General features: G+C 62.7%; 2 protein-coding genes. Both read right to left on the bottom strand.

Annotated elements, in window-relative coordinates:
- Positions 1 to 245: 245 nt before the first annotated feature.
- Positions 246 to 1,517: a hypothetical protein gene (locus tag EPN93_09085; GenBank protein ID TAL36077.1), complete on the bottom strand. Its 1,272-nt coding sequence runs from the start codon at positions 1,515 to 1,517 to the stop codon at positions 246 to 248.
- A 10-nt stretch (positions 1,518 to 1,527) separates the two neighbouring features.
- The gene (locus tag EPN93_09080) at positions 1,528 to 3,117 is read right to left on the bottom strand and encodes a sodium transporter (protein TAL36076.1); all 1,590 of its coding nucleotides are present in this window, start codon (positions 3,115 to 3,117) and stop codon (positions 1,528 to 1,530) included.
- Positions 3,118 to 3,455 lie beyond the last annotated feature (338 nt).

Below are 3,455 nucleotides of genomic sequence, written 5' to 3'. Positions count from 1 at the left end.
TCAAGATGGGGGGAGCAGGCATAACTATGCCGAATTTCCACATTACGCCATCGGCCAGAGGATCGAAAATGGCATAATATGCTGGGAATTGTACTGGGGAGACCCCGGCGACACCCCTAAGGGAAGAATTCACCGCCGCACTTCATCCCTGTAAGCATCATAGAAACACACACGTCCAACACCTCCAGGGGCGAGGTGTGTCTTCCACTCCCCATTTCCCTTATGTAAACCACTTCCCGTCCCCCTCATTGCCCGGGGACTCCCGGAGCCTCCGCGCGAAGCCTGAAGATCTGGTACGGTGCGTTTGCGCGCACGTGCGCCTCGTCGCGAAAGATCACGTGCTGGAGCGCGCTGCAGCTCACGTAGAGCCAGCCCCCCGGCCCGAAGCTGAACCCGTCCGGCCAGCGAAGCCGGGGGCTTTTCACCAGGGTTTCCAGTTTTCCCCCCGGACGGATCACATGTATCGCATAACGCTCCATGTCACCCAGGTACAGGTTCCCCGCGTTGTCCGTGGTCATTCCGTCGCTGTGGGACTTCGCGGCGTATTTCTCGACCCGCGCCGCGAGCGCGTCGGCGGAAAGGGTTGCGTCGCGCAGGGAGACCGTGTCGATGCGGTACATCGTATCGCCCGTGAGCGGTCCGAAATAGAGCGTCTTCCCCTGCCGGTCGAGCGCGATCGAGTCCAGGTTGATCTTGAGCGGAATCGCGCCGAACAGCGCGATGTCCCTGTCGTCGATGCGCATCCGGTGGTTCGTCGCCATGAACGACGGATGCGACGCGAGAAGCCGCCGGCATTTTTTCGCCGCGATGTCGAGGACCAAAATCGCGGGTGAGTTTGCGACGATGCTCGTATCCGCGATGTACATGAATTCCGCCTTCGGGTCGATCTGCAGATCGTTCATCATGGAGCCGAACCCGGCGACCCCCGACGGAAACTCGTATTCGTAGACGAGCGTATCGGTCGCCAGGTCGAACGCGTACAGGCGCGGCCGGTCGGTGCCGTGATTACCGTGGTCGAGTGTCCACAGGCGGTTCCGGGAATCGACGCGGAGCGACAGCACCGTGGTGTAGTAATGTCCGTCCTTGTTTTTAAGCAGATACGACGCGTCCGGGTAGGGAACCGGTTTCCCCTTAACGAGCTCGGCAACCCTTAGCGAAGGGTTCGCGTCCGGGTGGAAGGTGAAGAACACCCTGCCCGATCCCGCGACGGCGATATTGCCGGGGGGAAAATCCAGGTTCGCCACGACCTCGAGCGCGGTTTCGCCCAGGAGGGGCGCCGTGCTCATGTCGCGCAGGTAGGCGCCGCCTCCCCAGCGGAGATACAGCGCCCCCAGCGCGAGCAGGCAGACCGCGACGATTACCGCGAGCGCCGCGGTCATGATTTTTACAAGAGCGCTCATATTTTCCTCCTGTATCCGGATATCTGCCGTGTGTATCGGCCCCCGGCCCGGCCTCTGCCTAGAATGTATCATCTGCCGGGAGCGCCCGTCAAGCACGGGATTTCGAAGCCGTTTCACTTAATTCCGTCTAACGCGCCAGCAGTGCCCCCGCGCCGGCGCACGCGGCCGCGATCAGCACGGTCCAGGCGGCGAGCGCACTAATGTAGCCGCGGGGAGCATCGGCGAAATAGCGCCGCGGGGCCGCGACGAGCCGGAGGTTTTCGTCGCCGCCGGGCAGGGAAAGGAGAAAACCCGTCAGGAGCGCCGTGAAAAATCCGGCCGCGTTCCACCACATCCAGGACACCGCGTCCCCGAAGAACCGCCACAGGAAGATATTGAGCGCGACCCCCGACACGAGACCGGTGAGCGCGTGAGCTCCCCTAACCCGGGGAAAGAGGATGCCGAGCGCGAAAAATCCGGCCACTGGCCCGTAGAACGCGGAGCCGATCCTGTTCACGAGCTCGATCACGGTCTCGGGACCGCCCACGAGGTTGAGAGCAAACCACGTCGCGAACACGCCCCACCCGACCGACAGCGCGCGCGCCCCCACGACCCCGGTCTTTCTCCCCGCGGCGGCGAGGCGCGGAAATATTTTGACAAGTACGTCCTCCCACGCGGACGCGGAGAGGGAATTCATGGCGGAATCGAGGCTCGACATGCTCGCCGCGAGTATCCCGGCGACGAGCACGCCCTTGAGCCCGGCCGGCACGTATTCCATGTAAAAACGCGGCATGAGAAAATCGGGCGGCGCCCCGGCAAGGCTCGCGGCGAATTCCGGGGTACGCTCCAGGAACGGGATCATGAGCACGCCCACGGCGCAGTAAGTCGCCGTCAGGAGAAAGCGCACCACCCCGTTCATGAGCAGCGCCTTCTGCGCCTCCCTCGTGCTCGCGGTGGCGAGAAGCCTTTGCGCCTGACTCTGGTCGCAGCCGTAGTAGGATACGTACAGGAAAAATCCCCCGATGACCATGGGCCAGAAGGAAAAAGGGTCCCCGTCCCCCAATCCCGTCGAGCCGAACCGGAAGGCCGTTGCGCGAAACGCCGATTCGGCGGGAAGCGACAGGTCCCCGCCCAGCTGCGCCGCGATGATGCCGATACACGCGAACGACGCGATCCACAGGATGACGAGTTGCACGAAGTCGGTATAGATGTCGGCCAGGATTCCCCCGGCGGTGGTGTAGAGCACGGTCACCGCGCCTATGAGGAGTATGGTCAGCCCCAGGTCGATCCCGAGCACCGCGGCGCTCACGTACGAGGTCGCGAGGAGAATCACCCCGGCCCCCATCGAGCGGCTCGCGAGAAAGATCACGCTGAGCACCACGCGCGACGATACGCCGAAACGCTTTTCGGCAAATTCGTATATCGTGATCCCGCCCGCGCGGCGGAACACCGGCACCAGGAACACGATCACGACCGCCATCGCCAGCGGCACCGCGATCTCGTATTGCATCCAGACGAGCCCCCCGCCCGCGCGCAACGCGATGAACGCCGGCGCGCCTATGAGGCTTATCGCGCTTACCTGGTTTGCGAGGAGCGACGATCCCACGAGCCACCAGGGGACGGTCCGCCCCCCCAGGTAATAATCCTCCCGGCTCTCCTGCCGCCGCGCGAGCATGAAGCTCATCCCGACGACCCCCGCGATGTACGCAGCGACGATAATCCAGTCGAGCGCATTCATACGATCCTCCCAATGCCTGATAGTAACCTGTTCGGAGGTTCTTTGCAAGCCGGAAACGACGGGGGGCGCCGATGCGCGGGTCTGCCCGTGGGGACGCGGGATCGTAGATCGGGACTTGTCGGGGCGTATCGAGTGTGAATTATTTTTCAGGCGCCCGGATCGAAGCCGGGAAAACCGTTCTTATTTTTCATTCCCCATTCGTATTCACTCTGGACGCCTTTGTCCCGGAGGATACGGAATGCTTCGCACTTCTATAAACATGAGCCACATCGTCTACGTGAATATCGCCCTTGCCGCGGCAAAGCTGAAAACAAGCCGCCAGCAGGTCGTCATTATGC

It is taken from the genome of Spirochaetota bacterium, from assembly GCA_004297825.1.
Classification (GTDB): Bacteria; Spirochaetota; UBA4802; order UBA4802; family UBA5368; genus FW300-bin19.
Note: the sequence above shows the minus strand (reverse complement) of the source record. Positions and strands in the feature narration are given on the sequence as shown.

Bases quoted from the DNA above. Each gene is read 5' to 3' on its own strand.
- EPN93_09080 (TAL36076.1), bottom strand. From the start codon at position 3,117: ATGAATGCGCTCGACTGGATTATCGTCGCTGCGTACATCGCGGGGGTC.